Annotated in this window: 19 protein-coding genes and 1 pseudogene; 11 read left to right on the top strand and 9 right to left on the bottom strand. The window is 45.4% G+C overall.

The window, feature by feature from the left end; translation table 11 throughout:
• Nucleotides 1–35 precede the first annotated feature (35 nt).
• Together AOC29_RS01055 and AOC29_RS01050 are read left to right on the top strand one after the other, a co-directional pair.
• Nucleotides 36–635, top strand: a complete 600-nt coding sequence (locus AOC29_RS01055) for an RNA pyrophosphohydrolase (protein ID WP_215296226.1) — start codon at nt 36–38, stop codon at nt 633–635.
• On the top strand, nt 635–1,198 hold the full coding sequence (locus AOC29_RS01050) for a CNP1-like family protein (protein WP_215296225.1): 564 nt from the start codon (nt 635–637) through the stop codon (nt 1,196–1,198). Before AOC29_RS01055 ends, AOC29_RS01050 begins: the two co-directional genes overlap by 1 nt.
• A gap of 26 nt (nt 1,199–1,224) precedes the next feature.
• Here AOC29_RS01050 and proB read toward each other — a convergent pair.
• From proB to rplU, 4 genes and pseudogenes are all read right to left on the bottom strand, one after another.
• Nucleotides 1,225–1,995: pseudogene (gene proB / locus AOC29_RS01045) on the bottom strand (glutamate 5-kinase); the annotation flags it as partial.
• A gap of 26 nt (nt 1,996–2,021) precedes the next feature.
• Entirely contained in the window at nt 2,022–3,116 is a 1,095-nt protein-coding gene (gene cgtA, locus AOC29_RS01040; protein WP_215296221.1) for an Obg family GTPase CgtA, read from the bottom strand.
• 87 nt (nt 3,117–3,203) lie between these two features.
• Complete coding sequence (gene rpmA, locus AOC29_RS01035) at nt 3,204–3,464, bottom strand: 50S ribosomal protein L27 (protein ID WP_011902041.1); 261 nt, start codon at nt 3,462–3,464, stop codon at nt 3,204–3,206.
• Between the two features lie 19 nt (nt 3,465–3,483).
• A complete protein-coding gene (gene rplU, locus AOC29_RS01030) occupies nt 3,484–3,795 on the bottom strand; it encodes a 50S ribosomal protein L21 (protein ID WP_215296220.1) in 312 nt (103 codons plus the stop codon).
• Between the two features lie 76 nt (nt 3,796–3,871).
• Between rplU and AOC29_RS01025 the strand changes: the two genes are divergently transcribed.
• On the top strand, nt 3,872–4,876 hold the full coding sequence (locus AOC29_RS01025; RefSeq protein ID WP_215296219.1) for a polyprenyl synthetase family protein: 1,005 nt from the start codon (nt 3,872–3,874) through the stop codon (nt 4,874–4,876).
• A 6-nt stretch (nt 4,877–4,882) separates the two neighbouring features.
• Here the strand turns inward: AOC29_RS01025 and AOC29_RS01020 are convergent, their stop codons facing one another.
• Entirely contained in the window at nt 4,883–5,818 is a 936-nt protein-coding gene (locus AOC29_RS01020) for a hypothetical protein (protein ID WP_215296218.1), read from the bottom strand.
• Nucleotides 5,819–5,873: 55 nt separating this feature from the next.
• On the opposite strand from AOC29_RS01020, the gene AOC29_RS01015 reads away from it, so the two are divergent.
• Entirely contained in the window at nt 5,874–6,641 is a 768-nt protein-coding gene (locus AOC29_RS01015) for a fumarylacetoacetate hydrolase family protein (protein ID WP_215296217.1), read from the top strand.
• Nucleotides 6,642–6,718: 77 nt separating this feature from the next.
• On the opposite strand, the gene AOC29_RS01010 is transcribed toward AOC29_RS01015, so the two are convergent.
• Together AOC29_RS01010 and AOC29_RS01005 are read right to left on the bottom strand one after the other, a co-directional pair.
• Nucleotides 6,719–7,738, bottom strand: coding sequence for a 2-dehydropantoate 2-reductase (locus AOC29_RS01010; protein WP_215296216.1), 1,020 nt, complete (start codon nt 7,736–7,738; stop codon nt 6,719–6,721).
• A 103-nt stretch (nt 7,739–7,841) separates the two neighbouring features.
• Nucleotides 7,842–9,257: a sodium:solute symporter family protein gene (locus AOC29_RS01005; RefSeq protein WP_215296215.1), complete on the bottom strand. Its 1,416-nt coding sequence runs from the start codon at nt 9,255–9,257 to the stop codon at nt 7,842–7,844.
• Between the two features lie 107 nt (nt 9,258–9,364).
• Between AOC29_RS01005 and AOC29_RS01000 the strand changes: the two genes are divergently transcribed.
• Nucleotides 9,365–10,345, top strand: coding sequence for a squalene/phytoene synthase family protein (locus tag AOC29_RS01000; protein WP_215296214.1), 981 nt, complete (start codon nt 9,365–9,367; stop codon nt 10,343–10,345).
• Nucleotides 10,346–10,348: 3 nt separating this feature from the next.
• Here the strand turns inward: AOC29_RS01000 and AOC29_RS00995 are convergent, their stop codons facing one another.
• The gene (locus tag AOC29_RS00995; RefSeq protein WP_215296213.1) at nt 10,349–10,861 is read right to left on the bottom strand and encodes a methylated-DNA--[protein]-cysteine S-methyltransferase; all 513 of its coding nucleotides are present in this window, start codon (nt 10,859–10,861) and stop codon (nt 10,349–10,351) included.
• A 130-nt stretch (nt 10,862–10,991) separates the two neighbouring features.
• Here AOC29_RS00995 and AOC29_RS00990 point away from each other — a divergent pair, with 130 nt between their 5' ends.
• The 6 genes from AOC29_RS00990 to zapD are packed head-to-tail and all read left to right on the top strand — an operon-like array spanning nt 10,992 to nt 16,302.
• Nucleotides 10,992–12,281 (top strand): HlyC/CorC family transporter, encoded by a 1,290-nt coding sequence (locus AOC29_RS00990; RefSeq protein WP_215296212.1) that lies wholly within the window; start codon nt 10,992–10,994, stop codon nt 12,279–12,281.
• Nucleotides 12,278–13,360: a GspE/PulE family protein gene (locus tag AOC29_RS00985; RefSeq protein WP_215296211.1), complete on the top strand. Its 1,083-nt coding sequence runs from the start codon at nt 12,278–12,280 to the stop codon at nt 13,358–13,360. Before AOC29_RS00990 ends, AOC29_RS00985 begins: the two co-directional genes overlap by 4 nt.
• Nucleotides 13,351–14,397 carry a type II secretion system F family protein gene (locus tag AOC29_RS00980; RefSeq protein ID WP_215296210.1) on the top strand — a complete coding sequence of 349 codons (1,047 nt, stop codon included), beginning with the start codon at nt 13,351–13,353 and terminating at the stop codon, nt 14,395–14,397. Before AOC29_RS00985 ends, AOC29_RS00980 begins: the two co-directional genes overlap by 10 nt.
• On the top strand, nt 14,397–14,897 hold the full coding sequence (locus AOC29_RS00975) for an A24 family peptidase (RefSeq protein ID WP_215296209.1): 501 nt from the start codon (nt 14,397–14,399) through the stop codon (nt 14,895–14,897). Before AOC29_RS00980 ends, AOC29_RS00975 begins: the two co-directional genes overlap by 1 nt.
• Entirely contained in the window at nt 14,873–15,517 is a 645-nt protein-coding gene (coaE, locus tag AOC29_RS00970) for a dephospho-CoA kinase (protein ID WP_371819544.1), read from the top strand. The genes AOC29_RS00975 and coaE overlap by 25 nt, the downstream gene beginning before the upstream one ends.
• A 32-nt stretch (nt 15,518–15,549) precedes the next feature.
• Nucleotides 15,550–16,302: a cell division protein ZapD gene (gene zapD / locus AOC29_RS00965; RefSeq protein ID WP_215296208.1), complete on the top strand. Its 753-nt coding sequence runs from the start codon at nt 15,550–15,552 to the stop codon at nt 16,300–16,302.
• On the opposite strand, the gene AOC29_RS00960 is transcribed toward zapD, so the two are convergent.
• On the bottom strand, nt 16,299–16,715 hold the full coding sequence (locus tag AOC29_RS00960) for an NUDIX domain-containing protein (RefSeq protein ID WP_215296207.1): 417 nt from the start codon (nt 16,713–16,715) through the stop codon (nt 16,299–16,301). The two genes, zapD and AOC29_RS00960, sit on opposite strands and share 4 nt — an antisense overlap.
• Nucleotide 16,716: the final 1 nt, after the last annotated feature.

Here is a 16,716-nt window from a genome sequence, read left to right as displayed (position 1 = left end):
CAAATCATTGATTTTAAAGGATTTGGGGCACGATCATGCTTGACCGTGAAGGGTATAGACCCAATGTCGGCATTGTCCTCCTTAACAGCCGTAACGAGGTTTTCTGGGGAAAACGCGTTGGGCAGCATTCGTGGCAGTTCCCGCAGGGCGGAATAGCGCATGGCGAGAGTCCTGAACAGGCAATGTACCGCGAATTGCATGAAGAGGTTGGCTTGCTACCGGAACATGTCCAGATTATTGGACGAACCAGGGACTGGCTTCGTTATGACGTCCCTGAGGAATATTTACGTCGTCAACATGCCACCCGCGTTCACCGTGCCGCCTACCGTGGTCAAAAACAAATCTGGTTTCTACTTCGTCTAGTCGGCTTAGATAGCGATATTCAATTAAGAGCTACGGAACATCCTGAATTTGATGCTTGGCGCTGGGTTCCATTTTGGATTCAGCTTGATGCTGTTATTGGTTTTAAACGCGAAGTTTATCAACTGGCTTTATCTGAGCTTGCCCGCTATCTTGCTAAAGGGGTCCGCATGCAACAATTAGCTTGGGGAACGCCTTTAGATCTCCTGCAATCTTTTTACTCCAAGGGCGACGAGATTCATCAAGAGTCTACTAAATCGGATAAGCAAAAATAATGAGTTCTTTCTTTCGCACCCTTAGCCAATATGTCTCTTGTATTTGTGTTGCCTTAACTTTACTGGCCTGTGCTGGTGATCCCATACAAAGCGGTCTTGATCCTTTCGCACCGATGGTGTTTAAAGAAGGTACGACCAAAATGCCCCTGAACCCGCCCAATCCATCAACTCTGCTCCCTTTTTACGTGTCACAACACACTATTTTTAAATTTGCGGTCGACACCGACTCGATTTTGATTGGTGCCGATGGCGTAACTCGCTACATTGTTGTGATGACAAATCCCAGCGGTGGTCAACAAGCACAATATGAGGGCATCCGTTGTGATTCATTCCAATGGCGCCTATATGGCAACTTGGAAAATAATGCTTGGAGAGAAAATCCGCTTTCTAGTTGGAGGGGGATCCAAAACAATGTTCCCAATCGCTACCAAGCGGCTTTAGCGCAAGGTGCATTTTGCAATTTCAACTCGCAAGAAAAGAATATCAAGACTATTCTTCAATCTCTAAATCCCAATGGATTCACAGGGGGCACCAAGCCAACCAACTCATTTGGTATTCAATAAAGTGGCAATGCAGTTTATTTAGGGCTTAGGCAAGTACCAATTTTCTCGCCAGCTAGAAGGCGTGTTAACACCTCTGGCTCACGACCTGAAGCAATCACCGTAGATGCGCCAGTTTGGACTGCAATTTTTGCCGCTAATACTTTAGTCAGCATGCCACCTTTACTCAGCTCACTTGCCGCCCCGCCAGCCATTTTTTCTAAGGCAGGATCGCCAGCAATCGCATCGATCAAGAGGGTTGCATCCGGATTTTGACGAGGATCAGCGGTAAATAAACCACCCTGATCAGTGAGAATCACTAAGAGGTCTGCATGCACTAGGTTTGTCACCAAGGCAGCGAGACTATCGTTATCACCAAATTTAATTTCGTCAGTAACGACGGTGTCATTCTCATTGATGATAGGCACTACACCTAATTTCAACAAGGTGTCTAGGGTACCTTTTGCATTCGCATTACGTTCAGTATGGGCTAAGTCTGCGTTGGTTAGTAAAACCTGGGCACTACGCAAATTAAAGCGTGCAAAACAGCTCTCATATACCTGCACTAAACCCATTTGACCAACGGCAGCAGCAGCCTGTAATTGGTGAATTTCTTGTGGACGCTTAGGCCAACCCAAACGCTGCATACCTTCAGCAATCGCGCCCGAGCTCACCATTAAAACCTCATGACCAGCCTGCAGCAAACCCGCAATTTGTTCTGCCCACATGCCAATAGCAGCATGATCTAAGCCCTCACCATTATTTGTGACTAGGCTAGAGCCAACTTTGACAACGATACGTTTAGTTTGTTTAAGGTTCATAGCAAATGAAGATGCTCAATTAACTTTTAATCTGGTGTTTTATCTTTGTCTTGCGCTTGATCTTGATAGCGTGGGTCTGCTGCGCGCTCCTCAGCATCATCACGATCACGACGTACAGAATCCAAATAATCTTGCAAGGAATAACAAAGTTTGTCGCAACCCAGCCCAGTTAAAGCAGATATCTCAAATACAGGACCTTTCCACTTAAATTTTTTGACAAAGTCAGCAACAACTTTTTGACGATCCTCTTCAGGAATCATATCGACCTTGTTTAAGACCAACCAGCGTGGCTTTTCAACCAAAGCCTCATCGTATTTACGTAATTCATTCACGATCGCCTTGGCATCCTCTACTGGATCTACATTCTCATCAAATGGGGCTAGATCAACTAGGTGCAAGAGAACTCCAGTACGTTGCAAGTGACGTAAGAAACGATGGCCTAGGCCCGCACCCTCTGCCGCACCCTCAATTAACCCAGGAATATCTGCGATCACAAAGCTCCGCTCATTACCGACACGCACTACGCCCAAATTAGGATGAAGCGTTGTAAATGGATAGTCCGCAATTTTTGGGCGCGCATTGGATACGACGGTAATCAAAGTAGACTTACCAGCATTTGGCATGCCCAACAAACCCACGTCAGCCAATACTTTTAATTCGAGTTTGAGTTTGCGACGTTCACCAGGCTTGCCATTGGTCTTTTGACGTGGCGCTCTATTTGTACTGCTCTTAAAGTGAATATTGCCCCAACCACCAACACCACCTTGTGCCAAACACAAACGCTCACCGTGAGTTGTTAAGTCTGCAATCGGCTCACCAGTTTCATAGTCAGAAATGATGGTGCCTACTGGCATGCGCAATTCAATATCATCACCTGCACGACCATAGCAATCAGCGCCTCGGCCTGGCTCACCATTTTTTGCAGTATGTGTTTTAGCGTAGCGGTAATCAATCAAGGTATTAATATTTCGATCAGCCGTTGCCCAAACGCTCCCGCCCTTACCACCATCACCGCCATCGGGTCCACCAAATTCAATAAACTTTTCGCGGCGCATGGAAGCACTCCCGGCGCCACCCTGGCCAGCTATGACTTCAATACGTGCTTCGTCTATAAATTTCATGAATAAAAAAGGCCTCGCTTAGCGAGGCCTGTTCCTAAGAGTTAAATTCGGAATGAATCTGAATCAAACGAGTCTCAGTCAGGCGCCTTATGAACGAGGCAAAACTGAAACTTGGGCCTTCTTCAAAGCACCCTTAACGCCGAATTCCACTTGACCGTCAATTAAGGCGAACAAAGTGTGATCTTTACCAATGCCAACGTTAGCACCTGGATGAACACGTGTGCCACGTTGACGAATAATGATGCTGCCAGCATTAATATGCTCGCCGCCGAATACCTTAACGCCTAAGCGTTTCGATTCCGAGTCGCGACCATTTCGTGTTGAGCCGCCGCCTTTTTTCTGTGCCATATCTTTCTCCTACCCTGAATTAGGCTTTAATCGTATTGATCAAAATTTCAGTGAAATTCTGACGATGGCCTTGGTGCTTTTGATAATGCTTGCGACGGCGCATCTTAAAGATTGTCACTTTATCGTGACGTCCTTGGGAGACGACAGTGGCCATCACAGCTGCACCATTAACCATTGGATCACCTAACTTCAGTGAAGCGCCTTCGCCAACGGCGAGGACTTGGTCAAGAGTGATTTCGCTGCCGATTTCCGCTGGTATCTGTTCTATTTTCAATTTTTCGCCTGCGGCAACTTTATACTGTTTGCCACCGGTTTTTATGACCGCGTACATGGTTTGAAACCTCAATTAATATCTAACATTTAAGCTAATCCACCCTGGATAAGCTAAGCCGATTATTATATCTTGCATGACCAGCACTGTCAAAATCAATGAGTTAAGCCAAATCCTGGCCCCTATTTCCTTAGAATTCAAGGGCTTAGATGGGGTGATTCGTGAGCGTTTAGCCTCAAAAGTAGCCTTAATTGACCAAATTTCGGCTTATATCATTCAGGCTGGCGGCAAACGCGTGCGGCCTGCGCTCTTGATGTTGGTTGCCAAGGCTGTGAGCAATGGCAAAGTATCTCCTCATACCCAAGAAATGGCTGCTGTAGTTGAATTCATCCATACTGCCACCCTCTTACATGACGATGTAGTCGATGAATCCACGCTGAGAAGGGGTCGTGAGACAGCAAATACCGCTTTTGGCAACGCCGCTAGCGTATTAGTGGGCGATTTTTTATATTCCAGAGCCTTTCAGATGATGGTCAAGCCAAACGATCTGCGGGTGATGCAAATTCTGTCAGACGCAACCAATACGATTGCTGAAGGAGAGGTACTGCAACTCCTGAATATGAATGACCCTGAAGTTGACGAAGCGAGCTACCTACAAGTCATTCGCTACAAAACTGCCAAATTGTTTGAGGCTTCTACTGAGCTTGGCGCCATTTTGGCAAATGCCACAGACGTTCAACGTGAACAAGCAGCAGCATTTGGGCGGCACATTGGCACTGCATTCCAGTTGATGGATGATCTTTTAGATTACACAGCCAATTCCTCACAGATGGGGAAAAACGCTGGCGATGATTTGCGCGAAGGTAAGCCCACTTTACCCCTCATCTATCTGCTAGAAAATGGCAGCAATGAAGAACGTTTATTGGTCCGCGCAGCGGTGGAGCAAAACCAAGATTTACCTGATGATGTATTTGCACAAATTCTGAACGCAGTGCAAAGTTCTGGTGCGCTTGATTACACCCAAGCCGCAGCAAAGCGTGAAGCAGATTTGGCTTTGGAATGCATTCAGGATTTTCCAGCGAACGAGGCGACATCTGCACTGCAAGCCCTCTGCGAATATTCGCTCTCGCGCCAGACCTAAAAACGCTTAATTTCCAACGCTTTTCATTCTGAGTTCACGCGCTGTAATGCGCGCCTGTTCAGCTTCATCACGCAATCTTTCAACTTCTTGCTTGGATAACTTTTCCAGATTGGAATAGTCTAATTTCCAACTAGGATCCACCGACCAAACGAGGGGTGATTGCATCGTGGTTCGAGCTGCAGGAGCAGACTCCAATAGGCGTAGTGCTAATTCAAAATTGAGAATCTGAGACTCGGGATCCTTGGGTTTTGCAGCGGCATTTCCTAATGGGAAATCGCTAAACAAAAATCTGGGAACGCCACAATACTCAACAATATCTTTTGCTGCGCCCATCACTACTGTTGAAATACCTGCTTCCTCCAGATATCTCGCCAATAAACTTTGGCTCTGATGGCAGACAGGACAATTCGGAATTAAAACAGCGACCTCAACATGATCTGCACGCAACATGTCCAAAATGATTGGGGCGTCTATCTCGAGAGTATGACGTTGACTGCGATTAGTAGGTAAACCATAAAAATGGGGAGAAAGTGCTAGGATCCTGCCCGCCTTTACAGCCTGCTGAGCTGCTGACAATGGAAACCAACAAGGCATATCTTCCATATTGGCATTGTTACGATCAATGCCGACATGCGCAATTCTTAAATCGATATCGCCATCTATTGAATGTTGATAGGGCTGATAAAACTTTGCTGCCGCGTTATAGGGGGCGCCAGGACCTTGATTGCCTTTGCTAGCATCAAAGGGTACTGCGGTAGTAATTAAACCCAAAATAGATTGATTGAGGGGTTTCTTGAGCGGCGTAAATGGCGCATCAATATAGTGAGCCCACACATAGGGATTGTCGTATCCCAAACCTAAATAATAGCTACGGGTGCGTTTCATGTAACGAACGGGCTGATCCAATTCTGGTGCAAAAACGAGCTCAGAAGTCTTAGACATCAACTCACCCCTGTAAGATATTGACTATCAAATATTTAAATCATAGGAACTCATTATGGCTCAATGGCTCAAATTTCAACATCAAGGAAAAAGCGGTTTAGGACAAGTGCAGGGTGACCAAATCGCGGTGTACTCAGGCGACTTGTTTCAAAACCCAAAACCGACTGGCGAAACCGTAAAATTGGTCGATGTCACCATTGACATCCCATGTATCCCATCCAAGATGGTTGCCATGGTGGATAACTTTCATGCGCTCGTAACTAAGCTTGAGCACGCCGTACCTGCCGAGCCGCTGTATTTCCTCAAAGGCAATAATTCCTTTCTGGCTACCAATCAAGTGATTCGCACTCCCAAGTCCTATTCAGGAAAAGTAGTTTATGAGGGAGAACTTGGTATCGTGATTGGTAAGCGCATCCATGAAGTAGATGAAGCTGAGGCAGCAAAAGCGATTTTTGGTTACACCTGTATTAACGATGTCACTGCCATTGAGATTCTGAATCGTGATCCTGGTTATGCACAGTGGACCCGCTCCAAGAGCTTCAACACTTTTGGTGTCTTTGGTCCTTACATCACTACCGATGTTGACCCAAGCAAATTAACTATCAAAACTATTCTCAATGATCAAGAGCGTCAGAATTACCCAATATCAGACATGATCTTCCCACCAGCCAAATTGGTAAGCCTAATTTCCCAAGATGTGCCTTTAGAGGCAGGTGACATCATTGCATGCGGCACTTCAGTAGGCGTTGGCTCCATGAAACCTGGTAGCAATGTCAGCATCATCATTGATGGCGTGGGTCGACTCGATAATCGCTTCGAATAGTTGACTCTCTACAAGACAAAAATCCTTGCTATGTTAAGTAGCAAGGATTTTTTATTTACTGAAAGAGCTAAAAGTTTTTAGTAACCTGATACCGATGGCAATGCCAAGCTACCTTTAGAGGCCTGCACGTTTTCATCCAAATATTTCGTTAAAGCAAATACCGTGTTCAAACAAGGTGTAGGTGTCTGAGTAATCTTGCCTAACTCAATTACTGAGCCCAAGAGTGCATCGATTTCTAAACTACGACCAGCCTCTAAGTCTTGCAACATCGAAGTCTTATGCTTGCCCACCTTCTCGGCACCCGCAATGCGACGCTCGATATCCACGCGGAAAGTAACACCGAGTTTTTCAGCAATCGTTTGTGCTTCAGCCATCATGCTGCGCGCTAATTCTTTGGTTAATGGATATTGGCAAATGCCTTCCAAAGTGCCGTGAGTCAATGAGCTGATTGGATTGAATGTCATATTGCCCCACAGCTTGAGCCAAATTTCGGAACGGATATCCTCCAAAATGGGCGACTTAAAGCTAGCTGCACCCATCATCTCAGACATCTTCTGAATACGTTCAGTTACCTTACCATCCAGCTCGCCCAATGGGAAACGATTGCCTTCTACGTGACGAATCACACCCGGAGCTTGAGTAAAAGTTGCTGGATACACAACACAACCAATGATGTTGTTTGGATTAATGGCCTTCTTTGCTTGACCGCCAGCATCGACTGTTTCAACAGAATGGTCTTGAAATTCGCCACCCAGTTTTTGGAAATACCACCAAGGAATTCCGTTTTGCATCGGGATCAAAATCGTTTCTGGGCCCATAATCGCAGCTAAGTCATCAATAATCGGCTCAACTTGATGGGCCTTTACTGCCAAGATCACAACATCTGGTGTTTCAGCATCTCTAATTTTTTCTACTGCTTTTACTTCTGCCACTAAAGGCTCGGGTTGGTCATCCATAATTAATGCCAAGCCACGCTCTTTAATTGCCGCTAAAGTTGCACCGCGCGCAACAACCGTTACATCATTGCCCGATCGCGCCAACATGACAGCTAGGTAACCGCCAATCGCGCCACCTCCCCCGATCACACAGATTTTCATAGGAACCCCAGAAGAATAGAAAATTTAGTATTACTGTCATATTAGAGGAGAACATTTTGGGCTACAACACATTTGAGCGCCTAATTTTTAGGCACTACTGAAGCTAAACTGCCTTTAAGAGGTCTTTGGGTACTAGACTGCCCAAAATCATGCCAGCAATACTGGCCAGTAAGCCGGCCAATTGAGGTGGCATGATGGCGTTAGGAGCCAGGATTTCACAGCTAATCCAAATAGTCAGACCGCCAACCACGGCCAATAGACCGCCCAAAGAATTAGCCTTAGACCAATAGACCCCGAAGGCAAGGGGCACAAAAGCTGCCACTAGAGTCACCTTGTAAGCGCTCTCCACCATCTTAAAAATAGACAACTCAGAATTCACTGCAAAGAAAGTGACTATTACGGCAAAACACAACACTGTGATTCGCATGATTTTTAGTAAATCTTGATCGGATAGATGCTTGAAAAAGCCTCTCACAATATTTTCTGCAAAGGTCACTGAAGGTGCCAATAGAGTTGCACTGGCGCAACTCTTAATTGCCGAGAGTAAAGCGCCAAAGAACATCACCTGTGCAACGATGGGGACATGATTCAGAATCAGTTTTGGCAAAATCATTTGTGGATCGGTATCTAAGTATTCTTTTACCAAATCAGGATTAATCAAGGTCGCTGAATAGGCCAAGTACATCGGTACAAAAGCAAAAATAAAGTAAAGCACGCCACCGAGAATGGCAGCATTGACGGCAATGTTGACGTTCTTACTCGAGGTAATGCGCTGGAAAACATCTTGCTGTGGAATGGAGCCTAGCATCATGGTGCAAAGCGCTGCAACAAACCCGAGAATGGATGCCAAATTCATCTCCGGCCAGAAATTACTAAATTGCCCCGCTGCAGCAGCATGTTCAATGACTACGCTAAAACCACCTGTTTGCGCTGTCATCTCGCCACCGATGTACAGCATGCCAATCACAATAATGATCATCTGAATAAAGTCGGTAATGGCTACTGACCACATGCCGCCGAAGAGGGTGTAGATCAAAACGCTGGCAGCACCAATCATCATGCCACCTGTTTGAGAAATGCTGCCCTCAGACACCACGTTAAAAACTAAACCCAAGGCTTTAATCTGAGCAGCAACCCAACCCAAATACGAAACAACGATACAAAGGGTTACCAAGACCTCTACAGTGCGACCATATTTTTCCCGAAAGAAATCACCAATGGTGAGCATGCGACGGTTGTAGAGATGTCGCGCAAAAAAGAGGCCAACTAAAATCAAACAAAGAGAGGAGCCAAATGGATCAGAGACAACGCCTCCCAAACCTTCTTTCAAAAAGGTGGCAGGAATGCCTAAAACTGTCTCGGACCCAAACCAGGTAGCAAAAACAGTGGCCGTCACAATTGGCATTGGAAGGCTATGACCTGCTGCTGCAAAGTCCGCAGTATTTTTTACGCGCAATGCAGCCCATAGGCCGATGCCAACCGATATAACCCAGTAAATGATGACGAACCAAATCAGCACGCCTGATTTCTCCTTGCAGAATTTGGTGAAATTATATGGCTATGTCACTTTTGTTACTAAGGAAATAAGTCCCAATTCAGGGCAAGTTCGTCTGACATAATTGATGGGTGCAATCGCCTAAATCTAACCCTATCGAGAATCTAGATATTGATCTAGCCTACCAAAAAGCCATTTTGGGCTCGGTATCGCGAACCTTTGCACTCACTATCCCCTTGCTACCACCAGAGATGGAAAAGGTCGTTGGCAATACCTACCTGCTTTGCCGCATTGTCGATACGATTGAAGATGCCGCAGGCCTCAGCCCAGAGACTAAGCAAACATTATCTAAATTATTTCTCGATGCTGTTCTGGATAAATTACCGGTACAGTCATTTGTCGATCCCTGTCTCCAAGAGTTAAAGGGCTATGACAATCAAGATGAGCTTGATTTAATTACGCATACTCCAGCCGTCCTCAGAATTTTGCATACTTGCTCAAGTGCAGATCAAGTGGCGGTGAGTCGCTGCGTTTCCATCATGTCTGAAGGCATGTCGCATTTTCATGGGAAGCAAACCGAATCGGGTTTAAGGGATCTGCAAGAGTTCGAGAAATATTGCTATGTGGTCGCTGGAGTTGTTGGCGAACTCCTGACAAGCATCTTTAGTAATCACTCTGCTAAGTTTGCAATAAATATTCAGGGACACGAGGCCCTCTCGGTTGCTTTTGGTCAAGCTCTGCAAATGACTAACATTCTCAAAGACTCGCCCGAGGACAATGCACGAGGCGTCTCATGGAAGCCAGGCAATATGACTCAAGCTGAGCTGCTCAAGATTGCGTATCAAAAACTTCAAGATTCGATGAGTTACATTCTTCTGATTCCGAAAGAAGAGGCTGGGGTAAGGCGCTTTTGTTTTTTAGCTTTTGGCTTAGCAGTGATGACACTCTCCAAAATAGCTGCTCGTAAACAATTTGATCACAAAGATGAAGTAAAGCTTTCTAGAAAAACAGTAATGGCTTTTTATGCTTTTACCAAAGTAGCTGTTGGTAGCGATGCCCTCATGAAGCTCTTTTTTCATAATGCATCAAGCCCACTTAGAAAAGCCCTTTAAAACTTAAAGCACTCCCTCGTGCTTTAAAAGCCATATTTTTATTTGGCGATAAAGACCTGGTGAATTTTCTTTCATAAATCCGCCAATGCCTTGCGCGGAAACGACGCGATGACAGGGTGTGATCAAAGGAAAAGGGTTAGCGCCACATGCAGTGCCCACCGCACGGGGACCACTCTTGATAACGCTAGCTACCTCACCATAAGTTTTTGCCTTTCCAGCTGGTATCTCCCGAATCTGTTGCCATACCCTTTGCTGGTGAACTGTGCCCATAGGCTTCATAGGTAAATCAAATTGGAACTGTGGGTCCTTAAAGTAGGCCGTGCATTGCTGAGCCACCTCCTTAGCCAGCTCATTCTGAGGTTTTGATAAAGCGGCTTTAGCTGGCAGGTAGTCGATCTTCGATAGCATGAGACTACCATCGACTAATTCAGTCAAAATCCCCAATTTTCCAAAAGGGGCGTCGATGACGCAGTAACGCGCACTTTCTGATAGAGGTGATTTTTTAGAGGAGGGCATGGGGATAATTCTCACATAATTCGGTAAGGCAGATTACAAGCCTTTCTACCCTAGCCATAGCTTGTGAATATGGCTTGTGAAAGCCTACTTTGCTATATTGAATCATCCTTAATTTTTGCAGGCAAACACCATGGACAATTTTTTTGACGATTGGCCCCTTTATAGCCAGGCTGCCTTAGTCCTATTTTTGCTCGCGCTTTCTGGCTTCTTTTCGATGGCCGAAACTAGTATGTTGTCATCGAACCGCCATCGCTTACGCGCCATGGCTAATAGCGGTAATACAGGCGCCGCTCTAGCAGAAAGACTTCTCAAGCGAATTGATTCCCTTTTATCAGTCCTACTGATATCCAACAATCTCATCAATACCATCCTCCCTATTCTGGTAACTGGTATTGCTCTCCATCTATTTGGTGATAGTGGACTGGTTCTATCAATTGCCACTCTGGTAGTTGCATTACTGATCATCATCTTTAGCGAAATTACTCCCAAGGTCATTGGCGCCGCCTTCCCCGAAAAGATTGCCTCCAATGTCGGCTGGCTCATTCTGCCGCTGACTTTCTTATTAAAGCCCTTGCTTTGGCTGATTAACAGTTTTGTTTCTGGTTTGATGAAGGTTTCTGGCCTGCAATCATCCTCAGATAGTAGAACGATGAGTAAAGAAGAGTTGCGTAGCTTGGTTTTGGAGTCCAATCGCTTTGTTTCTAATCACCATCGCAATATTTTGCTCAACCTATTTAACCTAGAGAACATCACAGTAGATGATGTCATGACACCAAGGTCAAAAATAGAAATTTTGGATCTTGCTAGACCCATTGATGAAGTAGTTCAGCAATTAGAAACTTGTTATCACAACAAATTACCTGTTTGCTATGGCGACTCCGAAAGAATTGTAGGCATCCTATCGGTTAAGAAAGCCTTGTCTTTGTTGGGTGATTCAGACCTAAAGCATGAGGACTTTAGATCCTTGGTTAATGAGCCTTACTTCATACCGAGCGGTACACCGGTATTACAGCAGATGCAATTTTTCCAAGACAACCAGCAACGCTTAAGTCTAGTAGTGAATGAGTATGGCGAGGTTCTTGGTCTAGTTACCTTTGAGGATATTGTGGAGGAGCTTATTGGCGAATTTACAACCTCATTCTCCAGCCTCTCGACCGATCCGCACTGGCTTTCAGACGGTACCTATCTAGCTAGTGGCGGAGCGTCCTTGCGAGACCTCAATCGTCTTTTGAATTTGAATCTACCGCTCGATGGGCCACGAACTTTAAATGGGCTGATTTTAGAAAATCTTGAAGCGATTCCTGACCATGATGTCAGCATCAAAATTGCTGGCATTGTCATGGAAATCGTACAGTTTGATGATCAAGGAGTGAAAACTGTCAAACTCTATCGCCCTACCCTCAATCAAGATCAAGATTGAACCTTTCTCAAGATGACTCACTCATTATTCGCACTTGGTATGAAATCGCAGCAAATGCAATTCACGCTAGGGCGAGTGATATTCACATTGAAGCGTGTGCTCTAGGAACGCAAGTTCGCATTCGAGTGGATGGCTTACTCCAAGCTCAGTCACAATACCCTACCGAACTGCATGAGCGTCTCATTACGCGTATCAAGATATTGGCGCGTTTAGATATTGCAGAAAAACGCATTCCTCAAGATGGTCGTCTCTGCATTGGCTTAGATTTTTCAAAACCTATCATTGATTGTCGCGTCTCAATACTTCCAACCCTTCATGGTGAAAAAGCGGTTATTCGCATCCTTCCCAATCGGCTTGAAGAGCTTTCCCTAGAGCAAACGGGTTTACTACCTGAGCAACTGCATATTTTTCAAAAAGCGATTGCAAGACCTAACGGCTTAATACTAGTAACGGGCCCGACAGGCAGCGGCAAAACGCGTACGCTTTATAGCTGCCTACACGCACTCAATCAAAGCCATCGCAACCTTTGTTCGATTGAAGATCCCATCGAAATTCGTCTTCCTGGCGTTAATCAAGTGGCGTATCACCCACGCCCAGGCCTTGATTTTCCAGTCATTATCAAAGCACTCCTCAGACAAGATCCTGATGTCATCATGATTGGAGAGATTCGGGATGGGGCTACTGCGGCACTTGCAATTCAGGCTGCACAAACAGGACATCTTGTTTTAAGCACCTTACACACGCGCGATGCCAGAGCTGCACTCACTAGACTCAAAAGTCTCGGGATAGATCAAGAATCGCTTGAATCTTGTTTGCAAAGTGTCAGCTCTCAGCGTTTAGTTCGAACACTCTGCCGTGAATGTAAAAACTGCACTGCTGGCAATGTCTCCGAAGTTTGTAGAGTTTGTAAGGGCATTGGTTACTTTGGTCGCATCGGAGTACATGAGGTTCTAGATCGTCAGCAATTATTTGACCCATCCTTGCCCTACCTCAATATGGCTGAAGCTGGATTACATCATGTCAAAAAGGGCAACATTGATCAAGCTACCTTAGATACTGAGGTATGTACATGGCACTAAACAAGCAATCGCAATTAGATTTCGCTCAGCAATTACTGACCTTGTTTAATGCTGGGCTAGCCCTCTTGAATGCCATTGAACTCATTCAGTCTTCAGCGCCTAAGGAATGGCAGCATTGGCTAAAGGATATACAGGCTCATTTAAAGAAAGGTAACAGTTTTTCCCAAAGTCTCATGGCACAACACAATCTGTTTTCGATGGAGTTCATTAATCTGATCCGTGTGAGTGAACGTACAGGAGATATTGAGCTTGCACTCAAGACTATTTGCCAACAACTAGAAGCTCAAATTGAATTAAGGCGCAAAGTACAACAAGCACTAAGCTACCCCATCATTACCTTAAGCAGCTCGCTTCTGTTGGTCATCGTCATGATGATTTGGGTGGTGCCAGTATTTAAAGATGTCTTTGGTCACTTTCAAGCAGAATTACCACCGCCGACCAAAGCACTCATTCAAATATCGTCCATCATGAATCATTTCTTTATAGAAATCTGTGCCTGCCTTCTTACTAGCACTCTCATCTGCTTACTTGCTTGGATAAAATCTATTTACTTACAAAAAATGTGTGATCAATGGAGTTTTCGGATACCGCTACTGGGTAAATTGCTTCGTTTGGCCGCCCTGACTTACTGGTGTCGAACCCTGGGCCATCTTCTAGAGTCAGGTTTACCACTTCCTGATGCGCTACGCGTCACCGCGCAATCCTCTAATCACTGGCTAAGTCATGACCTCAGTGCAGAAGTTTTTAAACACCTGACCCGAGGCTGGCCCTTAGGTGCGTCCTTGAAAAAGGCTGATCCAAAAAATTCTTTTTTCGATACTGAGACTTTGCAATTGCTTCATATTGCAGCAGCAAGTGGCTTTCTTGCACAGATGCTAAGGAAGCGCGCCAACACTTTAGGCTCTCAACTCAGCGGCGGCCTCAATAGTCTTAGCCAGACTCTAGAGCCCTTGCTCATCATGCTAGTTGGCATCATCATTGGTGGACTAGTCATTATTCTGTATCTACCAATATTTAATTTAGGGCAAATCGTTTAATGCATGCTTTAACGATGATGGATTTAGTTCGCACCTTGCTGATCTTGGCTTTGGTATATCTAGCCTATATTGATCTGCGAACTTTTCGCCTACCTGATGCCATGACTATTCCCATCATTGCCGCTGGCTTAGTCTTTAATTACTTACCAAATTTAGGATTGACCAGCTTTCCAAATGCGATTGCAGGTGCATTCCTTGGATATGCATTTTTATGGGGGCTCAACTTCATTTATAGATGGGCTAAAAAGCAAAATGGGGTCGGCATGGGCGATGCAAAACTACTAGCTGCACTTGGAGCATGGTTTGGCCTCAGTGCTTTACCAGGAATTTTATTAGTGGCATCCATCAGCGGCCTGCTTGGGGGGCTCATCTGGCTTCGATACCAAAAGCAATCTATTCGCTCAGCATTTCCTTTTGGACCATTCCTGGCTGTTGCTGGCATCATTGAGTTGTTATGGCCACAGATCCTCCAAACATGGTTTCTGAACAATCCGATTTAAGCGGACTCAAGGGGCGCATTCCCCTGATCGGTCTAACCGGAGGCATTGGCTCAGGCAAAACTGCAGTCAGCGATTTACTGGGCAGCTTAGGAGCAGGGATTGTAGATACGGATCTCATAGCCCATCAGATCACCTCGCCAAAGGGAGTGGCAATAGAAGCTATAAAGGAACAATTCGGCGCCGACTATCTCGATGCAGCCGGAGCATTAAATAGGGGCAAGATGCGCGCCCTAGTATTTGCTAAGCCTGAGGCGAGAAAGAACTTAGAGGCGATTACCCACCCCCTCATCCGCCTAGAGACTATCAAGCAAGCCAAGCGATTGGCTGCTGAAGGTGTGCCCTACTTAGTCTTTGTCGTTCCTCTCCTGCTTGAATCAGGCTCTTGGCAAGGACTGATTGACCAGTTGGTGGTGGTGGACTGCCCTGAAGAAGTCCAAATTACCAGAGTGATGCAGCGCAGCAATTTACCCCGGGCAGAGGTGGAAAAAATTTTGCAGGCTCAAGCAGCCAGAAAAGATCGTCTTGCTAGTGCGGATATCGTTATTGAGAATCAAGCTAGCTTTGAGAAGTTGAAAGCTGAAGTAAACCATTTGCACGAAAAAATCCTACAGATTAAGTAAGAACAGCTCAGTTCGTCATAGAATATGGGCTTGTGATTGTCTACGAATACCCCTTCAATGAATTAGTTCGAAGCATGCTTCGACTGGAGTATTTGTTCGCCCGCTTCAATCATTTCGTACGCTCCGATGACCCCGAACTTCATCACAATGCAATCGCCATGTTGTTTGACCTGGGAGATATTGGTGCACGTGGCGATATCAAATCACTACTACTAAAAGAATTTGAGCGTCAAAAATATGCCCTCAATGGACTTAAGACCTCACAAAAAGTAGATCAAGAAACTCTTTCTCAAACACTAGCAGAAATAGATTCTGTTGCTAGCAAGATTAATCAATCAACCGGCAGACCAAACTTAGCAATTTCTGAGAGCGAGTGGCTCAATAGTATTCGTACACGCTTAAATATTCCCGGCGGTACAAGTCCGATTGATTTGCCTAGCTATCATGCTTGGAAAAATAGTCCATCGAATGAGCGTCGCAAGCTACTAGAAAATTTTGCACACCCCTTGTTACCATGGCAAGATGCCTGTCAATTATTTTTACGCTTACTACGTCAGTCAGGTGAAGCAAAAGATGTCTTGGCTCATAACGGCTCATTCCAGCAGGCACCTTCTGGGAAAATTTATCAGCTGATGCGAGTTGCGGTAGAAGATGACACGCTCTTCTCCGAGATTAGCGCCAATAAATATTTACTATCCGTGCGCTTTATGCAAACAGATCGTGATAAAAAATCACAGCCTGCAAATAAGGATGTGTCATTCAAGCTGACGCTCTGCCACTTCTAGGTCAAAAGGGCTTTCAGCCTGTCCAGCATTGGCCAAGCGGCTGGTAATAGCGGTTCCACACTAGGCTTTTCTGAGCTTAATAATTGCCAGGACAGGGACTGGCCTTCGCAGCCTTTTGGAGTACCTATCCATTCTCGAATAATACTCACATGTAAGCGTACATAAGCATGCGGATAGTCATACTCGAGGATAGTTAATTCTTCACTCGCATGAATGTCTATACCAAGCTCTTCTTGTAGCTCACGTTTCAGCGCCTCGAAAACAGATTCGCCTTTTTCAATCTTGCCGCCAGGTACTTCCCAATAACCTGCATAGGGCTTGCCTTCTGGTCTTTGTCCCAATAGATAGCGACCGGATTGATCCAGCAATATTCCAGCGGCTACTTCAGTAACGGGTCGATTAATTTCACTCACC

This window comes from Polynucleobacter sp. JS-JIR-5-A7, assembly GCF_018687935.1.
Lineage (GTDB): Bacteria > Pseudomonadota > Gammaproteobacteria > Burkholderiales > Burkholderiaceae > Polynucleobacter.
The sequence above is the reverse complement of the archived record's forward strand: the minus strand, read 5'-3'. Positions and strand labels throughout refer to the sequence as shown.

What these genes read in the sequence shown, in the direction of transcription:
- AOC29_RS01055 (WP_215296226.1), top strand. Translation starts at nt 36, where the DNA reads ATGCTTGACCGTGAAGGGTATAGACCCAATGTCGGCATTGTCCTCCTT.
- AOC29_RS01050 (WP_215296225.1), top strand. Translation starts at nt 635, where the DNA reads ATGAGTTCTTTCTTTCGCACCCTTAGCCAATATGTCTCTTGTATTTGT.
- cgtA (WP_215296221.1), bottom strand. Translation starts at nt 3,116, where the DNA reads ATGAAATTTATAGACGAAGCACGTATTGAAGTCATAGCTGGCCAGGGT.
- rpmA (WP_011902041.1), bottom strand. Translation starts at nt 3,464, where the DNA reads ATGGCACAGAAAAAAGGCGGCGGCTCAACACGAAATGGTCGCGACTCG.
- rplU (WP_215296220.1), bottom strand. Translation starts at nt 3,795, where the DNA reads ATGTACGCGGTCATAAAAACCGGTGGCAAACAGTATAAAGTTGCCGCA.
- AOC29_RS01025 (WP_215296219.1), top strand. Translation starts at nt 3,872, where the DNA reads ATGACCAGCACTGTCAAAATCAATGAGTTAAGCCAAATCCTGGCCCCT.
- AOC29_RS01020 (WP_215296218.1), bottom strand. Translation starts at nt 5,818, where the DNA reads ATGTCTAAGACTTCTGAGCTCGTTTTTGCACCAGAATTGGATCAGCCC.
- AOC29_RS01015 (WP_215296217.1), top strand. Translation starts at nt 5,874, where the DNA reads ATGGCTCAATGGCTCAAATTTCAACATCAAGGAAAAAGCGGTTTAGGA.
- AOC29_RS01010 (WP_215296216.1), bottom strand. Translation starts at nt 7,738, where the DNA reads ATGAAAATCTGTGTGATCGGGGGAGGTGGCGCGATTGGCGGTTACCTA.
- AOC29_RS00995 (WP_215296213.1), bottom strand. Translation starts at nt 10,861, where the DNA reads ATGCCCTCCTCTAAAAAATCACCTCTATCAGAAAGTGCGCGTTACTGC.
- AOC29_RS00990 (WP_215296212.1), top strand. Translation starts at nt 10,992, where the DNA reads ATGGACAATTTTTTTGACGATTGGCCCCTTTATAGCCAGGCTGCCTTA.
- AOC29_RS00980 (WP_215296210.1), top strand. Translation starts at nt 13,351, where the DNA reads ATGGCACTAAACAAGCAATCGCAATTAGATTTCGCTCAGCAATTACTG.
- AOC29_RS00975 (WP_215296209.1), top strand. Translation starts at nt 14,397, where the DNA reads ATGCATGCTTTAACGATGATGGATTTAGTTCGCACCTTGCTGATCTTG.
- coaE (WP_371819544.1), top strand. Translation starts at nt 14,873, where the DNA reads ATGGTTTCTGAACAATCCGATTTAAGCGGACTCAAGGGGCGCATTCCC.